The sequence below is a fragment of the Priestia sp. JNUCC 25 genome (assembly GCF_053667915.1).
Genome location: NZ_CM132211.1, coordinates 340,025 through 356,504, shown reverse-complemented (window position 1 = coordinate 356,504; position 16,480 = coordinate 340,025). Strand labels below are relative to the sequence as shown.

Annotated in this window: 14 protein-coding genes; 5 read left to right on the top strand and 9 right to left on the bottom strand. The window is 37.9% G+C overall.

Annotated features, from left to right (window positions below):
- The first annotated feature begins 38 nt into the window (after positions 1-38).
- Positions 39-1,775: an adenine deaminase gene (gene ade / locus JNUCC25_RS01885; protein ID WP_029324581.1), complete on the top strand. Its 1,737-nt coding sequence runs from the start codon at positions 39-41 to the stop codon at positions 1,773-1,775.
- A gap of 239 nt (positions 1,776-2,014) precedes the next feature.
- Here the strand turns inward: ade and JNUCC25_RS01880 are convergent, their stop codons facing one another.
- From JNUCC25_RS01880 to hmpA, 4 genes are all read right to left on the bottom strand, one after another.
- Positions 2,015-2,761: a CAP domain-containing protein gene (locus JNUCC25_RS01880; protein ID WP_013055125.1), complete on the bottom strand. Its 747-nt coding sequence runs from the start codon at positions 2,759-2,761 to the stop codon at positions 2,015-2,017.
- 359 nt (positions 2,762-3,120) lie between these two features.
- Positions 3,121-3,633, bottom strand: a complete 513-nt coding sequence (locus tag JNUCC25_RS01875; RefSeq protein ID WP_013055124.1) for a type 1 glutamine amidotransferase domain-containing protein — start codon at positions 3,631-3,633, stop codon at positions 3,121-3,123.
- Between the two features lie 143 nt (positions 3,634-3,776).
- Positions 3,777-5,066, bottom strand: a complete 1,290-nt coding sequence (locus tag JNUCC25_RS01870) for a lysine N(6)-hydroxylase/L-ornithine N(5)-oxygenase family protein (RefSeq protein ID WP_029324584.1) — start codon at positions 5,064-5,066, stop codon at positions 3,777-3,779.
- Between the two features lie 72 nt (positions 5,067-5,138).
- Complete coding sequence (gene hmpA, locus JNUCC25_RS01865; RefSeq protein WP_029324587.1) at positions 5,139-6,320, bottom strand: NO-inducible flavohemoprotein; 1,182 nt, start codon at positions 6,318-6,320, stop codon at positions 5,139-5,141.
- 216 nt (positions 6,321-6,536) lie between these two features.
- Here hmpA and JNUCC25_RS01860 point away from each other — a divergent pair, with 216 nt between their 5' ends.
- Both JNUCC25_RS01860 and JNUCC25_RS01855 read left to right on the top strand, forming a co-directional pair.
- Positions 6,537-6,986 carry an Rrf2 family transcriptional regulator gene (locus JNUCC25_RS01860; protein WP_013055121.1) on the top strand — a complete coding sequence of 150 codons (450 nt, stop codon included), beginning with the start codon at positions 6,537-6,539 and terminating at the stop codon, positions 6,984-6,986.
- A 173-nt stretch (positions 6,987-7,159) separates the two neighbouring features.
- Positions 7,160-7,291 (top strand): YflJ family protein, encoded by a 132-nt coding sequence (locus JNUCC25_RS01855; protein ID WP_016762840.1) that lies wholly within the window; start codon positions 7,160-7,162, stop codon positions 7,289-7,291.
- 48 nt (positions 7,292-7,339) lie between these two features.
- Here JNUCC25_RS01855 and JNUCC25_RS01850 read toward each other — a convergent pair whose 3' ends face one another.
- Together JNUCC25_RS01850 and JNUCC25_RS01845 are read right to left on the bottom strand one after the other, a co-directional pair.
- On the bottom strand, positions 7,340-8,425 hold the full coding sequence (locus tag JNUCC25_RS01850; protein ID WP_064471272.1) for a nitric oxide synthase oxygenase: 1,086 nt from the start codon (positions 8,423-8,425) through the stop codon (positions 7,340-7,342).
- A gap of 99 nt (positions 8,426-8,524) precedes the next feature.
- Positions 8,525-9,457 (bottom strand): D-2-hydroxyacid dehydrogenase, encoded by a 933-nt coding sequence (locus JNUCC25_RS01845; protein WP_064471271.1) that lies wholly within the window; start codon positions 9,455-9,457, stop codon positions 8,525-8,527.
- Between the two features lie 261 nt (positions 9,458-9,718).
- Between JNUCC25_RS01845 and JNUCC25_RS01840 the strand changes: the two genes are divergently transcribed.
- Positions 9,719-11,275, top strand: coding sequence for an ABC-F family ATP-binding cassette domain-containing protein (locus JNUCC25_RS01840; protein ID WP_013055117.1), 1,557 nt, complete (start codon positions 9,719-9,721; stop codon positions 11,273-11,275).
- Positions 11,276-11,469: 194 nt separating this feature from the next.
- Here JNUCC25_RS01840 and JNUCC25_RS01835 read toward each other — a convergent pair whose 3' ends face one another.
- Both JNUCC25_RS01835 and JNUCC25_RS01830 read right to left on the bottom strand, forming a co-directional pair.
- Positions 11,470-12,366, bottom strand: a complete 897-nt coding sequence (locus tag JNUCC25_RS01835) for a hypothetical protein (protein WP_029324593.1) — start codon at positions 12,364-12,366, stop codon at positions 11,470-11,472.
- A 163-nt stretch (positions 12,367-12,529) separates the two neighbouring features.
- Positions 12,530-13,867 carry an ATP-binding protein gene (locus JNUCC25_RS01830; protein ID WP_029324596.1) on the bottom strand — a complete coding sequence of 446 codons (1,338 nt, stop codon included), beginning with the start codon at positions 13,865-13,867 and terminating at the stop codon, positions 12,530-12,532.
- Between the two features lie 368 nt (positions 13,868-14,235).
- On the opposite strand from JNUCC25_RS01830, the gene msrA reads away from it, so the two are divergent.
- Positions 14,236-14,751 (top strand): peptide-methionine (S)-S-oxide reductase MsrA, encoded by a 516-nt coding sequence (msrA, locus tag JNUCC25_RS01825; RefSeq protein WP_029324598.1) that lies wholly within the window; start codon positions 14,236-14,238, stop codon positions 14,749-14,751.
- Positions 14,752-14,800: 49 nt separating this feature from the next.
- Here msrA and JNUCC25_RS01820 read toward each other — a convergent pair whose 3' ends face one another.
- Positions 14,801-16,438 carry a family 14 glycosylhydrolase gene (locus JNUCC25_RS01820; protein WP_013055113.1) on the bottom strand — a complete coding sequence of 546 codons (1,638 nt, stop codon included), beginning with the start codon at positions 16,436-16,438 and terminating at the stop codon, positions 14,801-14,803.
- Positions 16,439-16,480: the final 42 nt, after the last annotated feature.

Genomic DNA, 16,480 nt, shown 5'->3' with positions numbered 1-16,480 from the left:
CATTGTTATTCAGTTATACAATGAGAGGAGTCACATTCATGTCAAATACAAAAACAATCTTAAAAAAACAGCTTGCTGTTGCCAATAAAAAAATACCTGCAGATCTTGTAGTGAAAAACGGGAAAATTATCGATGTCTTTACGCTTTCCATCATTGAAGCCGATATTGCGATTGCTGATGGAGTGATTGTTGGAATAGGTCAATACGATGGGAATAACGTCGTTGATGCAAAAGGAAAATACATTTCTCCTACGTTCATTGATGGACACGTTCACATTGAATCATCAATGGTTACACCTAAAGAGTTTTCAAAACTTCTTGTACCTAGAGGCGTCACAACTGTCGTAACGGACCCTCATGAAATTGCGAATGTTTCAGGGAAATCTGGCATTGAGTTTATGCTTCAAAACTCGGATTCCATTCCTTTAGACGTATTTGTGAACTTACCTTCAAGCGTGCCGGCAACTCCTTTTGAAAGCTCTGGAGCCGTCTTAAAAGCAGCTGACTTAGCGCCATTTTTCTCTCACCCTCGCGTGCTTGGATTAGCAGAAGTGATGGATTTCCCTGCTGTGCGAGATGGAGATGACGATATGCTCGATAAATTACAAGCAGCTAACGATGCAAACGGCGTAATTGATGGGCACGGCTCAGGGCTAGATGCTACGGGCGTTAATATTTATCGTACCGCTGACATTTCAACAGATCATGAATGCGTAACAGCAGAAGAAGCAATTGAACGTATTCAGCGCGGGATGTATGTTCTGATCCGCCAAGGTTCTGTCGCTAAAGATTTGAAACAACTATTACCTGCTGTAAATGAACGTAACGCGCGCAGATTTTTATTCTGTACCGATGACAAACACCTAGATGATTTATTAACGGAAGGTTCTATTGATTACAATGTTCGTTTTGCTATTGAACTCGGGCTGGATCCGTTAATTGCGATTCAAATGGCTTCGTTAAATGCCGCTGAATGCTACGGGTTAAAAGATAGAGGTGCGGTTGCTCCTGGTTACAAAGCGGATTTTATTCTATTAGACGACTTAACCGATATATCTGCAGCACATGTCTATCAAAACGGAGAGCTTATTGCTGAAAAGGGAGAGATGCTTTCTGTTCAAGAAGAACAAATTGATCTTCCAACAGAACTAATGAATTCTGTTCATCTCAAAGAGTTTTCCATTAAAAAACTTACGATACCACTTCAGCACAATCGCGCTAATATTATTGAAATTAATCCAAACAGCCTGCTTACAAATCATATTGTAGAAGAAGTTCAAGTGAAGCAAAACGAATTTCAGTCTTCTGTAGAAAACGATCAGCTGAAAATGGCTGTTGTTGAGCGTCATCATCTAACAGGGAATATTGGTCTTGGGATTGTAAAAGGTTTTCAGTTAAAAGACGGAGCGATTGCTACCACGATTGCTCACGATTCACATAATATCGTAGCCGTAGGAACAAATGATGAAGATTTAGCAAAAGCAATTGCGGCACTTGAAGAAATCGGCGGAGGTATTGTTATTGTAAAAGGCAATGAAGTGATTGGCTCCCTCCCTCTTTCCATTGGAGGATTAATGTCACCTCACCCTTATAATGAAGTAAACAGCTTACTTAAGCAGCTTCACGGGGCTCTTCATGAGCTTGATATTTCACAGAAATTCAATCCCCTGCTGACACTATCTTTCTTAAGCTTGCCTGTTATCCCGTGTCTAAAATTAACCGACAAAGGATTATTTAACGTAAAAGAATTCAAGCATATCACCGTTCAAGCATAAAATAAAAAGGACTCTTTCGAGTCCTTTTTATTTATATCCTTTAGACGGCGTAGTTCGAGTTTTACGATTTTTATAATGACGATATCCTTCTTTTAAAAGGATAGGAAAAACAGCGACTAGAATTTTTTTCAATATACGTCCCAATTTAAGGCACTCCTTTACGTGTTCTTACTTTACTATACCCAAATTGGACAGCTAAAAACGCAAAAAAAGAGCAGGTATATCCTGCTCTTTTTGTATTACTTACCGATAAATTGTTGAGTCCAGTACGTAGTATCACCTTTTACGTATCCAACACCAATTTCAGTGAAATCAGGGTTTAGAATGTTTTTGCGGTGACCGTCACTATTCATCCAAGCATTCATTACATCTTCAGGAGATTGCTGACCTTTTGCAATGTTTTCACCTGCTGTTGTATATTCAATGCCGAATTGTTTCATCATATCAAATGGTGAACCATATGTTGGTGAATTGTGGTCAAAGTACCCTTTATCCATCATATCTTTTGATTTAGTGCGTGCAACATCACTTAATTTTTTGTTAAGTGTTAGAGGTTTTAAACCTTGTTTTTCACGCTCTTGGTTCACTAAATCTACGACCTTTTGTTCGAATTGACTAGCATCTTTTGTTTGTTCTGCTTTATCAGTATTTTCTGATTGTTGAGCTTTTGTGTTTTGCTGTGTTTGCTCTGGAGCTTTTGCTTCTTCACTTTGCTCTGGTGCTTGTGCTTGTTCCTGTGGAGCTGCTTCAGCTTGCTCTGGTGCTTGTGTTTCTTGTTGTGGAGCTGCTGCTTGAGCAGATTGTCCTTGAGCGTTAAATTTCTTTAATAGCTCATCTACATTTATATTTTGTGCTGCTTGAGCATCTTTAATGTTAATTTGTTTTGGAGTGTTGCAATCAGGGGCTGCTGCATTTGCTTGTCCTGCTGTTAGTAATCCTAATGATACGGCACCTGCGACAGTGGCAATACGAAACCTTTTCTTCATGTTTAAAATCCTCCTATGTGATAATAAAGTTTTTTTGTAAAACCGCAACGCATCTAAGCTTGTAGCAAGCCAATCTCGTGATGCACCCTCATTGTTGCATGAAAACTATGAAACTCGCAACGTCTTTTAAGCTACCAAAATTATACTTTCATTTATGTAAAAAATATTTCGATTGTGTTACGTGGCTTCTATCTATTGGTAGTAAAAGGTTTTCATATTCTTTTAGAAACCGCTTCATCCAATGCAGTAATATAACTGTAAATTCCTCGTCAAAATCGTTACATAAAAAAAAGGCGACAGCAGAGTGGTAAACCACCCTGTTATCACCTTTTACAGAAAGTTTTACTAATATTATTTACTTACTTTAAGACATTTACTGATTCACGTACGAATGCTTCCATATCGTCTGGTGTACGGCTTGTAACTAGTTGATTACCGCATACTACCACTTCTTTGTCATGGAAGTTTGCACCTGCATTTTTCAAATCAATAGCAATTGATTTGAAACCAGTTACGTCACGTCCTTTTAATGTTTCAGCATTGATTAGCAGCTGTGGTCCATGACAGATAGCCATAACCGGTTTGCCTTCATCCATAAATGATTTTGTGAAAGCTACGACTTGATCGTCCGCACGCAAGATATCTGGTGAGAAACCTCCCGGTAAAAACAATGCGTCAAAATCTTCTGGTTTTACATCCGCAATTGCTTTATCAATTGTTAATGTTGTTTCGCCTTGTTTACCTGTTACTTCACCTGTTTTAACATCGATTTTGGTTAGCGTATGGCCTTCTTCTTCAAAGGCTTCGGCTGGATCTGTATATTCCACATCTTCAAATAAATCTGTTACTAATACTGCAATTTTCTTACTCATTCCAAGCAACTCCTTAATTGATTTGTGTACTAATGTTCTATAAATAAAATACCCGTACACTATTCTTTTAAACATAGTTTATGAGTAAAAAACTTTTCTACAATAATCAAAAACCACATTGAAGATTTTTATAAATCAGAAATTCAAAACAAATTAAATGTCTGGAACGTCGTCTCTTCTGGAACTGGATACACGTCTCTCCCTGCAATCACGTTCAGAATACGCTGATTGCGCTGAACGGATAAACCAAGATTTGTTGCGCCAGATCCATGTGAATGTTCGATATTGGTTAACGTAAAAAAGTGGTGGTTACGGGGTTGTTTAAAGACAAGCCGGTAATCTTTTGTGACTTTAAAACGCTTGTCATCTTCCCATTCGATATCATCTTTTATTCGTTCGATGAACGGCGAAATTTTTGGCTTATAGCCCGTGGACAATATCAAACGATCCGCTTCGTATTGAAAAGAGCGGCCAGCCTTTAATTGTTTGCACTCCAGCTCATATCCATTTCCTTTTTTATGAATATCACTTACTTCAGTCGAAGCTTGAATCGTAACTGGTACTTTTCCTTTAAGTGAACGATGATAAAGTAAATCATAGATTTTCGTTAAAGTAGAAGATTCAATTCCGTGACGTAAAGGATTTAAATCTTCTACCGTGCTTGTACGTTCCTCAAAAGACAGCGAATGAAAGTAATTTACATAGTCTGGCGAAAATAACTCTTGAGCAAGCTTGGATTGATCAAGCTGAAAAAAATTCGAGGATCTTGTAAACCATGTAAGGTGGTAATGATGTTCAGTCTGTTCTTCTAGTAAATCAAGAAAAATCTCTGCAGCACTTTGCCCTGAACCAACGATCGTTACATGCTTTCCTTTTTGAATCTCTTCTTTTTTATGTAAATAGCCGCTGCTGTGTAAAATATGCTCATTCAGCTTTTCTTCAAAAGCCGGAGGCACAAGTGGAATGCTTCCTGTTCCCATTACAACGTGTTTAGCATTTACCGTTTGAATTCCCTCAGGTGTTTCTATCTTTACTTCATAATACTCTTCTTCATTTTTTGGTATCACGTCCACAACTTTTGAAGAAAAGTGGCAGGAAGATAGCTGCTCCGCTACCCATTTTGCGTACTCGTTGTATTCTTGACGCGGAATGTCAAAACGATTAAAGAAAAAGAACGGATACAAGCGTTTTTGCCTGTGAATATAATTTAGAAAAGAATAGGGGCTTGTTGGATCCGCAAATGTAACTAAGTCTGCTAGAAACGGAATTTGCAAGTCCGTGCCGTCAATTAACATGCCCGGATGCCATTCAAATTTCTCTTCTTTATCAAAGAAGACGGCATCAATTTCATCAAGAGGCTCAGCAAGGGCCGCTAAGCCTAAATTAAAAGGTCCTATTCCTATTCCCACCATGTCATACTGCTTATTTGTCATCTTTAAACTCCCTTTCATAAAAAAAGCTAACAGTATTGTCTACTGTTAGCTTTTTACCCTTTTTCCATACATTTATGCGGAAGGAGTCATACTCATTTTCGGGCCAAACGATTCATACATGATATTTTCTTGGGAAATACCCATTTCAGCTAGGCCTTCTAACACCATTTGCGTAAATGAAGAAGATCCACAAACATAATAATATCCATGTTTATCGGCGGCATATTTAGCTAGCTCTTTTTTAGTTAAGCGACCATACGTTATATGTTCATCATGCTGTTCTGTTTGCGCTTGACTATAGAAAACGTGTTGTTCAAACGTATATGTCTCTGACAACGATTGAAGCTCTTGTTTCATTGCATGAAACTGCTCATTTTTAGCACTGTGAATAAATGTTACTTCTTGATTGTTTTCCAGTGCTTGATGAAGCATTGACATCATTGGAGTAATTCCTACACCTCCGCTGATAAATAATGATTTACTATTTTCTTTTAAGACAAAATCTCCTGCTGGAACGCTGACTTCAAGCAAGTCTCCTTCTTTCAATTGGTCATGTAAATAAGTTGACACAACCCCGTCTTCCATTTGCTTTTCTTTTTTCACCGTAATTTTATAGTATGGTTGGTTTGGATAGCCAGATAAGCTGTACTGACGAATGGATAAATACTCTTGACCAGGAATTCGTACACTCACATACTGACCTGGCAGAAAAGCAGGCAGCGCTTTTTGATCAGGTGATATTAAATAAAACGAGTACACGTCTTCTGCTTCTTTTACTTTTTTATGAACCATTAGTTTTTTATAATCTTTCCATCCTTTTTCTTCGGCTTCTTCATATAATTCTTGCTCCACACTTATGAATACATCCGCAATGGCACCGTATGCTTCTTTCCAAGCTTCCATAATCTCATCGGTCGCAGCTTCTTTTAAAACATCTTTAATTGCTTTTAATAAGAACTCTCCGACAATTGGATAGTGCTCTGCTTTTACGCCGATACTGCGGTGTTTATGAGCGATTTGCTTTACAACTGGAAGCAGAGTTTCAAGCCGATCGATGTACTGCGCAGCGGCATAAACTGTATTAGCTAACGCCATTTGCTGACGGCCTGTTTTTTGATTTGTTTGGTTGAATACATTTTTTAAAGAAGGATACTGTTTAAAAAGCATCTCATAAAAACGAGTGGTAATTGCTTGACCATGCTGTTCTAAAACAGGAACTGTACTTTTTACAATAGAAATAGTTGTTTGTTTCATAACTTTCGCCTCCGAAAGATTCATTTTTAAAAGATATATTTTTAATACATCTTTATGATACTCATATCCAACTTAAAAAGATATATTTTATATACACATTTAAAGAAATGTTCACAAATTCGCCTCGTCAAAAATGAGAGCATTCTTTCTGTATTTCTTAGATATAGACATGCTATTATAGATATATCAGCTGCTGATAAGAGAAGAGGTAAAAAGATGAGGCTCACACAATATACAGATTACTCACTGCGAGTTTTATTATATTTAGGCGTTCGCGATAATAATAAACTAAGCAATATAAAAGAAATTGCTGAAGCGTATAATATTTCAAAAAACCATCTTATGAAAATCATTCACGAGCTTGGAAAACTTGGCTTAATTGAAACGATTCGAGGACGAAACGGCGGTATTCGTTTAGCTCAGCTTCCAAAAGACATTAATATTGGAAAAGTGGTACGTCAAACAGAAGAAGATTTTCATATCGTGGAATGTTTTGACTGTGAAGGAAACTTCTGCATTATTAGCCCCGTCTGTAAGTTAAAAAGTGTTTTACATGAAGCCATGCAAGCCTTCATTAAAGTATTGGATCAATATACGCTAGAAGATCTAATTCAAAATAAAGATGAATTAAACCTCCTCCTTCTATCTCAAAAAAACGAGGAATGAGTAAACTAAAATTCATTTGAAATCATTCTCGTTTTTTTAACCTTTTTCCCTTTCATCATAAAATAAAAGATGTTACAATGAGGCACGTATTGGAAAGACAAGATGTCTCCATTCGAGCAGACAATGAACCTTATTCTGTTCATCCTAAAAAAATGACGAAAGGGTGTTTGAGTATGCACGTAGGAAGCAAAGGTTGGTATGTTGAGGAACTTAAGAAACGAGGAGTTCGCAACCACGAAGGCCGCAAAGTAGAAAAGTACAAAACATATGTACTTGCTAACTTGCTTGATAAACACAAAAATTAATTAACGTGTAATAAGAGAGTACAAATGCGTACTCTCTTTTTTGTTCATTTAATAAGGAGCGTCTTGATAAAAATAATTTGGTGATAATACTTTATTTTTATAAAGCTTATGAAAAATATGCGTGGTAGCTGGCGAAACCGGCGGAATCAACCATGTCCAGTTCCCAGTCACTTCGCGGCCATTTTTTTGCTCTCTTTCTTCAAACAAGTGAAATTGCTGAGCAGCGGTGTGATGGTCTACAATGCTAACTCTTTCTCGTTTAAAAGAAGAAAGCACTGCAACATTTAATTCAACAAGAGCTTTATCCTTCCAAAGCGTCGCGTTGTAATCCATGTTCAATCCCATCATAGAAGCTATTTTTGGAAGTTGATTATAGCGATACGTATCCGCTAAATTTCGCGCCCCAATCTCAGTCCCCATGTACCATCCATTAAATGGTGCCGCGACGTAATCAATCCCTCCAATTTCTAGCTTCATATCTGAAATCATCGGGACAGCGTACCATTTTAACTGTAAGTCTTCAAATTCAGGAAGTTCTGGATGCGTAATAGCTACTTCTTTCACTAAATGTTTTGGAATCTCAAAACATCGAGGTGACTCTTCATTAACTTGCAGTACCAGAGGAAGAACATCAAAGTGAGTTCTCTCACCTTCCCATCCTAAATTTCGGCAAACCTCCGTAAACGCAATAGAATCAGGATCTCCTACCATACCATATTCCGTCTCATATCCCGCATAGCGGATTAGCTGATGGTTCCATATTCTAACCGGCTCTTTTGCTTTCATTTTTGGTTTAAACACCGTAATAGTAGGCCGGATTTTCCCGTCATTTGTTGCATATTCAATATGGTGAAAAAGGGCGTCTCTTACCTCTTCAACTGTGTTCGCATCTCGCTTATCAAATACATTGAGCGATTGCCAAAATAATCGTCCAATACATTTATTGCTGTTTCTCCAAGCCATGCGAGCTCCGTGCTCTAACTCTTCAAATGTATGATCATAATGTCCGAGTGACATAATTTGCTGATGGATTTCTTTTAACCGCTTGTTTTTATCCGCTTCGCTTTTTTCAAGTTCAGCGTAACACGTCTCTATAAATACACGTGCTTGTTCAAATAATTCTTCTTGTTTCAACGTTTGTTCCCCCCTAGAAGAACAGATTTCATTCTTTTCGTTCAAGAAAAGCAAGTTTCAGTATACCATTCTCATAGCGGAAACGCGCATCATAATGCTTTAATAGCCTCTTTCAATATTAACCAAGTTAGAAGGCAATTCGCCTTGTTCAACTTTTTGCAGTGTTTCAACAAAGCACTCAACGGCTTCTTCAGCCGTAGTCACGGCTGAAATATGAGGTGTTATGATGATGTTTGAATGATCCCACCAAGAAGATTCTTTCGTTAACGGCTCATGCTCAAACACGTCTATGTATGCTTTTCGAATACGTTTTTGCTCAATAGCCTCTACTAACGCATTTTCATCTACAGTTGCTCCTCGTCCAACATTTATAAAGTATGCATTTTCAACTACATTCATCCATTTGGGATCAAAGTAGCTTTTTGTTTCATATGTTAGCGGCATTGTACTAATAATCCATTCGGCTTCTTTTAGCAATTCTTTTTCCTTCGAAATCGAGACTACTTGATCAAATGACGGCTTTTCATTCCCACTTTTAGATACACCTATTACTCGTACACCAAAAGATTTTAAAACGGCTGCAAGACGCCCGCCGATTTCACCTGTTCCGTAAATTATGACCGTTTGAGTAGAAAGCTGCTTAGGCTCTACCACTTTCCACTGCTTTTGCTTTTGCTGTTGCTGAAACTGTGCGTGGTGCTGAAGTTCAGCTAGCATATAGCTAAGACAATATTCACTGATTCGCTGACCGAATGAACAAACCGTACGTGTTAACATCACACTCTTTTTCCAATTACCGCTTTCTAAGAACCGATCGACTCCTGCGCCGAGAGAATGAACCCATTTAAGGCTATGATCTTCAAAGCAATTCGTTGGACCGAAGGATAAAAGCGCGTCAGCCCAGTTTAAATCTTCAATTGTAACGTCTTGCTCTTCCATAAATCGAAACGTCTGAGACAGCTGCTTTTGTTTGATTATCTCCTCCAGCTCTTTATGCATTCTTCCTGCCACTAGTATCGTATGAATATTCATTTCTTTTCCCCCTGCCTTGTTATTCTTTTGTATACTCTATTTGAATGATTCGATATAACCGTCCCTTCGTCATGAAGGATTTTCTACATTGATATATATAGTATGAATGAAGTGAAAGGAAGACGCGAGTGAATTTTATATGACTTTCAAGGCTGGAAAACTCATATGGATTTATGTATATAAGTTCGCTATAATCGTTATGAATCAATTTGTTTATAACGAAACGTACGATAGATATTTTAAAAGAAAAGGTGTGTCAGCATGAGTGTATTAAACGTAAAAAATCTAAGCCATGGTTTTGGTGACCGTGCGATTTTTAACGATGTATCATTTCGATTGTTAAAAGGTGAACACGTCGGCTTAATTGGAGCAAACGGCGAAGGTAAATCAACATTTATGAACATCATTACAGGCAAGCTAGAACCGGATGCTGGAAAAGTAGAATGGTCTAAAAAAGTGCGCGTTGGCTATTTAGATCAGCACACAGCATTAGAGCGCGGCCTTTCTATTCGTGATGTACTAAAAAGTGCTTTTCAATACTTATTTGATTTAGAAGCTCAAATGAATGGCCTCTACGAGAAAATGGCGGAGGTATCACCAGAAGAACTCGAAAAACTATTAGAAGAAGTCGGTACGCTTCAAGACCTCTTAACAAACAATGACTTTTATGTTATCGATGCGAAAGTCGAAGAAATTGCACGCGGATTAGGATTAGAAGATATCGGCTTAGATCGCGATGTACAGGATTTAAGCGGCGGACAGCGTACGAAAGTATTATTAGCCAAACTGCTGCTTGAAAAACCAGAAATTCTTTTACTTGATGAGCCTACAAACTACTTGGATGAACAGCATATTGAGTGGCTGCGACGCTACTTGCAAGAATATGAAAATGCCTTTATTTTAATTTCTCACGATCTTCCATTTTTAAATAGCGTGATCAATTTAATTTATCATATGGAAAACCAAGAGTTAAATCGCTATGTAGGAGACTACGACGATTTTATGAAAGTATATGAGATGAAAAAACAGCAGCTTGAAGCAGCTTATAAAAAACAACAGCAAGAAATGGCAGATTTAAAAGATTTCGTAGCGAGAAACAAAGCACGTGTGTCGACACGAAATATGGCCATGTCCCGTCAAAAAAAGCTCGATAAAATGGAAGTAATTGAACTAGCTCAAGAGCGTCCAAAACCAGAGTTTAACTTTAAGGGTGCTCGTACTTCAAGCAAATTAATTTTTGAAACATCTGATTTAGTCATTGGATACGAAGAGCCGCTTTCTAAGCCACTGAATTTAAAAATGGAGCGAGGTCAAAAGATTGCCCTTGTAGGAGCAAATGGAATCGGGAAAACAACTCTTTTAAAAAGTATTTTAGGAGAAATCAAACCAATTTCAGGCTCTGTAGAAAAAGGAGATTACCAGCATATTGGCTATTTTGAACAAGAAATCAAAACGGCTAATTACAATACGTGTATTGAAGAAGTATGGAATGAGTTTCCTCACTTTACCCAATACGAGATTCGTGCAGCTTTAGCTAAATGCGGCTTAACAACAAAACATATTGAAAGTAAAGTAGAAGTTCTAAGCGGTGGAGAAAAAGCAAAAGTTCGTCTATGTAAGCTGATTAACAATGAAACCAACATTCTTGTACTGGATGAGCCTACAAACCACTTAGATGTAGATGCGAAAGATGAATTAAAACGAGCTTTAAAAGAATACAAAGGAAGTATCTTAATTATTTGCCACGAACCTGAATTTTATCAAGATGTTGTCACAGACGTGTGGAACTGCGAATCTTGGACGACTAAATTATTTTAAAAAAACGGGTTAAAAGAGGCATATCTTTTAGAAAAAGTGGGAATGATAAGATTAAGTTCCCCCCCTTTGTGTGAGTAGCCATTTTTTAAATGGTTACTTTTTTTATGTATAGTCCTTTAATAAAATGGCTATATTGTATCTATACTCCCTAAACCCAAAAAGGCCGCTGCAGCGATGCAGCGGTCTTTTCGTTGTCATGGCTTCATCTGTAGCCAGCTATCAAAATAATGAACAGCTATACTGCTTGGAGGGTTTTCAGCTTGACACTCCGTAAGCAACATACCCAGCTCTTGCATCATCTTTTCTTCTCCTTTAGCAGAAAAAGAAATGTATTCTCCTTCATCTGAAGCCATCGTTTCTACCCCTATTTCAATCGGAGTGGATAGTAAACGTCCCCACTTGCGTTCATTTTCTGTTATTTCAGCAATACCGTTTTCTTGATCTGCGTGGTTTCGGTACGCCATAATTGTGACTTCATCAGCGTACTGAATAACCCACCGCCCCAGCGAACCGGAACCATTGCTATTTTTGAATGGAACTTCGTCAAACCAAAACGGTATATCTACAGCAAGCGGCAAGTGTAACTCATGAGACTGTACAGCGGCTTGAGAAATAACATATTGATACTGCAGAATACTTTTCACGCGATTATTTTCCCAACTTTTATACAAATAAGGCTCTACATCCAAATGAACCCCTGAAAATTGCTGTTGCTCGTCTGCTTCTGCTTGGTAAACTGTTATCCAATTAAAAAATGCTTCCTGCTCTTCTATACCAGAAGGCCCTATCCAATAAGGAGCGCCGTCAAGTGCGTAAACACTTATGCCCTTGGCTTGTGCTTGTTGGATAAAATGCCTATATACGGAAGGTGAAAGATGAGTATCAATTTGTAAATAAACGTTTGTGACCTTTTTTTCTTGAAGCTTTTCGAGGATAGCTTCTTGGTTCAGCATCCATTTCTTTGTATCCCACACCCACGTCGACAGCGGTATATTCATCTCTGCATTCACCTTTGATCCACATCCTATTCCTTTCCCCATATTAAACAGCCATACAACTACCAGAAAAATAAGAACGCACTTGCTTTTCACACTCTTTTTCCTCCTTTATACGAGCCAGAACTCATATAAAGAGAGTCTGACAGCTTGGCACAACTTTATGGTGAATTTCCCCCTTAAATCTGTAGCTTTTAGCAAACTCCTCCTTATCAATTTTTTGCAGCTTAATCTCTATATGTTCTATCGGTTGCTTGATTTATTTCTCTATATCTTTCTTATTAAATAAATATGCCTGTTTTGGATGGTTTGGCTGATTTGGATATTTCAACTGTAATTGTCCTTTTCGTAATAGCTTTGTTAAATAATTATTACGTACTCCATCCGGCGTTCTTTCTAGTAAATAAGCAAACTCTTTAAGCATAAGCGGTTTTTCTTTACATAACTCAAGAATAATATGTTCCATCTGATTCGGCGAAAGCCGTTTTTTTTCACGAGCCAGCGCTGCAATACCCCATAGCTTCGTATCAATATTCTCCACATTTACCAAATTAGAAGAATCCTCTTCTTGTTCCTTATTGCAGGAGTTATGATTTTTATTATAGGAGTTAACATCATTATTATATAAGTTACTCTCATTATTATAGTAGTTATCTTCTTTATTTAAGGAGTTAACATTGTTATTATATGACTTTAACTCCTCTATTAATTCTTTATTATAGGAGTATCTATTTTTATTGTAGGAGTCAATTTCGACATCGTTTTCAGGTGTATTTTGATATTTTTCGACATCTTTAAAATTATTTCCCAAATCGGTTATGGACGTATTGTAAGTGTCTTTTTCAGAAGAACTTACCTGTCTTTCTTGAGTGGACAGAGATAACGTGACCACTGTACGATGCATAGAAACATCTTGATCAATAGCCGGCGTTTTATAATGATGCAAGCTCCAATTTTGCTTTACTTTTTTTAAACCAGAGCCCGAACGTTCACATAACCCTAGTAAACTGAATAACTTAACGATATTTGGGTTTCGAAGCTGACTAACGGTATTGCTAAAAACTGAATCTGTAGGTACTAGCAAAAGACCTGGATTAGAAAAAACGTAATGTGAAGGTTGCTTTTCTAAAATAACGCCGCCCTCGCCATTATAATCTGCATGAATAAGCATATTAATCAAAACTTCTGTTAAAGAGGAAGCGATTGACGGCTGGGGTTCGCTATTACGAACAATTTCATGAATATGAAAATAAAAATCAAAGATATTTCCTGACCACGTCCCGTCTTGAGAGGTAAAGCGCTCTGTCCATTCTTCGTTTCCTTTACTTTCCCGGTATTCTAAAAAGTATTGTGGTAAAACTTCTGTGATAATCCGTTCTTCACTGAATAAAAGCAGGCCTGCGAGTGTGACTCCTTCTTTATGGGTATCTCTAACCTTTCCCCAAGCTCCTACTTTGTATAAAAACTCCTTTGTTTCAAGCGCATTCCAAGGATGAGCTGGTTTTACTTCAGCAAACCGATCCCGGTAGCTTTTGATCGTATCAAAATTTAATTCGTTTAATCCATAGTGCTCTAGGATGAGATTATCTTGTAACATATTCAACTCTCCTATTATCTTTGTATATTTATTTAACAGCGCGAATATGCTGTTTCTTACCTCTTTTTACTAACGTACTAACTTTATTTATCTAGATGCCATCAGCACCCCAAAGTCCAGTCCGTAGATTGTACTTCTGTTGTGCAATTTCTTCTAAATCGATATATACATCTTATCTATTCTATCATTTTTTCTTTATTCTCTCCTTCATTTTTCAATCTTCAAAACAGTCGAGTTTATTGTGTAAAAGCTGTGGATATTCATCTTTATCCACAGCTTTTACACAGACTACAAACCCTTTTCTAGCTGTTTCAATATAAATTTGTTATAATACCCTTCATAACAACGGATTAAGTGAGGGATTACGTATGGAAAAAGCTACATTTGCAGGTGGATGTTTCTGGTGTATGGTTACACCTTTTGAAGAGCTAGAAGGTATTCACGGCATTGTATCAGGATATATGGGGGGAACTGTGGATAACCCTACTTATGAGCAAGTGAAATCTGGAACAAGCGGTTACTACGAAGTGGTTCAAATCACATTTGACCCCGAAGTGTTTCCGTATAAACGTTTATTAGATCTTTATTGGCCGCAAATTGATCCAACAGATGACGGAGGTCAATTTCAAGATCGCGGCTCGCAGTATCGAACAGCAATTTTTTACCATAACGACAGCCAAAAACAAGCAGCTGAAGAGACGAAGCTAGAGGTCGCAGAAAGCGGACGTTTTAAAAAACCAATCGTGACAAGCATTCTTCCTGCCTCTACGTTTTATGAAGCCGAAGAGTATCACCAAGATTTCCACAAGAAAAATCCAAAGCATTATAAAGAAGACCGCGCTAAGTCTGGTCGAGATGAATTTATTCAAACGAACTGGAAATAATTCTTGTGTTCAAAATAAAGCCGCATAGCGTTTGCTATGCGGCTTTGTTTTACCAATTATCTGTATAAGTCGTTGTTGTTGACGGCACGCTCCAATATTGCTGCGAAGGCTGCCATGCTTTTAACGATCCATCAGCTCTCTTCACAATTGCTTTAAATTGAACATTTTGACTCGCAGGAAAATAGACGGTGCCTCTCCAATCAGCTGTAGATGAATTATATGTTAATTTAATTGGATAAATGGACGTATCCCACTGACCTAGCTCAGCTCTGTCTCCAACAATATAAACCGTTTCTCCTAATGCAGTTGGCGCATTTTTTACTACAACCGTTTGCGCAACAGGTGTAACGCCCAACGTATTTTTAAATTGCCCCATCAGCGTATCATTGTTAATAACATCGTAGAAACGAAGCAAAGTAAATCCTGCAAAATTATAGTTAAAGGCCATTTCAGCTGCTTTTTTATATTGATCTTCGCTGCCTATAGTTAAAGCATTTTCCCCGTTTAAAACAACTCCTTTTGCATTCGCAATACCTGCTACCTGGCGTACAAGCGTCTTTGGCATAGAATATTCCGGATAATTTCCGCTGTCCGTCATTTCTAAGCACGTAAACGTTATATCTAATTTAGCTGTTTTAAACGCATCTAAAAGCGCGTTGTAATCATTATATCCAGCAGGTTTTTCTGCAGCATGAGGAATCGTGGGATTATTATACTGCCAATGAATTCCTGCCACTTTTGCACCGATTGGTACGTTAAAGGTGGAATCAAAAGCCTGATGAGCTAACTGTCCAATACGTTTTGTGTGATCTTCCAAAGCTCCTTGATACCATGCTAAGAAATCTTTTCCATAAGCTGTTGAATAACCATCTTTTAAGAACTGATAGCCATCTGATGGCGGTAAAATTTGCGATGCAGACGTTAAATTGGTTCCCCATGCTTGATTAATGCCGGCGAGTGAACCGTATTTAGTCAAAGCATATGATTGAAACTTGCTTTTGGCGAAGTTCGTATACACTTGAAATTTCCCTCTAGACGGATAGCCGGTTCCGTCTGCTGCTGTATAAGACGGATAACGAATTTCACCTGCAGGGCCTCCTGATAAATAGATTTTAGCAATCACGTCTTTATAAGGTGCTAACGCTTGCGCAAATGCCGTATAGAGCTCTCCGTATTGCTTAGAAATAACGTCGGTTGCAAGCGGGCTTAGCGTTTCTTTATTTGTCGTACCTGTTTCAGATTTAAAGTAAAGGCTGTCATCACTTTTTAAGTTCCATACCCAAGACGGAAGCGGAACGTTACAATCATCTCCTACATTACCGCCGCACTGATGAGTAGAAATAATAGGAACGATCTTTATACCCGCGTTACGAGCTGCTTGAGCAAATCGCTGAGCATAGGAAAAATCGAACTGCTGATCGCCGTTTTTCTCCATATCTCCCCACCAGAAGTCTACTGTCACTGCATAAAATCCATTTTGTTTCGCTTTGCGTAAATCGTTCTCAAACGCTTCCCATGTTGTATAGTCTGTTACCTTTTTTAAAGGCGCCATTAAATAGGTTTTGTAACCTGGATTCATTGATTTTCCATCTACGGCAGCCGCTCCGTTAATTGGACTTAAAATGAAAGCGTTAACAAAAATGAACATCAAAACGAAAGCCAATCCTTTTTTACATAGCTGTTTCATATCTTCCCTCCATTTTTTCAAAATCACCTATAGGTATTCGGC